General features: G+C 67.0%; 1 protein-coding gene. It reads left to right on the forward strand.

What is annotated here, in order from left to right:
• Nucleotides 1–1,842, forward strand: a 1,842-nt coding sequence (locus tag JW897_RS24050) for an RHS repeat protein (protein ID WP_205467924.1), incomplete at both ends; no start/stop codon positions are given.

Genomic DNA, 1,842 nt, shown 5'->3' on the forward strand with positions numbered 1-1,842 from the left:
CGCGCCGGCGGCCAGCTGACGCTGGGCGGCGGCGCCGTCAGCGTCAACGCCAAGGGCCTGACGCTGCCGTTGCTGGTCAGCTTCAACCCGCCGCAGACCCAGGCTGCACAGTTGTTGCTGTCCTATCGGAGCAAGGGCAGCCAGGGCGCCTGGACCCAGGTGACGCTGAGCCGCAACGGCCAGGGGCAGTTTGCGCTCGATGCCAACGCGCTGGCCGCCGGCGACTACGAGTACCGCTATCAGCTGGCCGACGCTCAAGGCGCGCTGCTGACCGGCGCCGATGGTGCGGCGCTGGACGTCAGCGGCTATCTGCGCCGCCATAGCGGCGTTGAGACGACCCGTCTTGATTGGGTGATCACCGGCACCAGCCAGAGCGAGCACAACATCATCCGCCGCCAGCAGTACAACGCCTTCGGCGAAGTGAGCAGCGAAACCGACGGCCGCGGCAACGTCACCACCTTCGAGTACAGCGCCTTCGGCCAATTGCTGGCCAAGCAGGACCCAGAGACCGCAATCACCCTGGCCGACGGCAGCAGCGTCCAGCGGGCGCCGCGCACTCAGTACCGCTACGATGCGCTGGGCAATCTGGTGGCCACCGTCGACGCCAACGGCCAACTCAACCGCCAAAGCTGGCTGGCCGGCGGCGAGCGGGGTCAGGGCAAGAGCGGCGGCGAGATCCACGCCGACGGCGGCGTCAAGCAGCTGGGCTACGACGTGTTCGGCAATCTGCGTGTTAGCGTCGACGAAATCGGCCGCCGCAGCGACTACCGCTACAACGCCAACAACCAGCTGATCCGCCAGGACCGCGCCGCGCGCGCCGACGGCCGCCGCGGTGTCGACGAATACGACTACGACAGCGCCGGCCAGCGCATCGTCCACCGCAGCACCAGCGACGGCAAGGACACCCTGGCCGATACCACCCAGTACGACAGCCTGGGCCGGGTGCTGGCCACCGTCAGCGCCGCCGGGCGCCGGGTGGCTTACCGCTACCAGTGGGACGCCGCCATCGCCGGCGCCGGCGGCATCGTCGTCGGCGGCTGGCGCAGCGTCAAGACCGACGCCAACGGCCGCAGCCAGACCGACGACGTCAGCCTGTTCGGCCATAAAGTGGCCCACGTCGACCTGGGCAACCATCGCTTCAGCTACCGCTACAACTACGCCGGCCAGGTGGCCGAACAAAGCGGCAGCACCGGCCAGCACATCACTTACCAGTACTACGGCAACGGCTATCTGAAAAGCCTGTCCGACCACGCGCTGGATAGCTACACCCTGTACGAGTACGACCAGGACGGCAACAAGACCTTCGAAGGCTATACCAGCCTCAACAGCCAGAGCCGCGAGTTCTACCAGTACGCCGACATCCAGTACGACGCGCTGGGCCGGGTCACCCAGATCAAGGATCCCAAGTTCCTGATCACTTACCGCTACGACGCCGTCGGCAACCGCCTCAACGTCAACAGCGTCTACCACGACGGCGTCAACGGCCAGCAGCGGACCCAGGACTACTGGTACCGCTACGACAGCATGAACCGCTTCGTCACCACCAAGGGCAGCCTGGTCAACGGCCAGATCGGCCGCGGCCCGCAAGGCGGCGACGGCGTCGACCTGCTGTACAACGCCGCCGGCGAACGGGTGCAGGCCACCTATGCGTCCAACGGCAATGTCGAAACTTACAGCTACAGCGCCGACGGCTATCTGGAGAGCACCCGCATCAACGGCAAGCTGGCGGCGCAGCGCGACAACGACCTGCTGGGACGCGCCACCGCTTACCGCGAATACCGCTGGAACGGCGACGGCGGCGTCAGCAGCCAGACCCAGTCCCGTTACGACGCCGACCACAAA

This window comes from Chromobacterium alkanivorans (assembly GCF_016937655.1).
Lineage (GTDB): Bacteria > Pseudomonadota > Gammaproteobacteria > Burkholderiales > Chromobacteriaceae > Chromobacterium > Chromobacterium alkanivorans.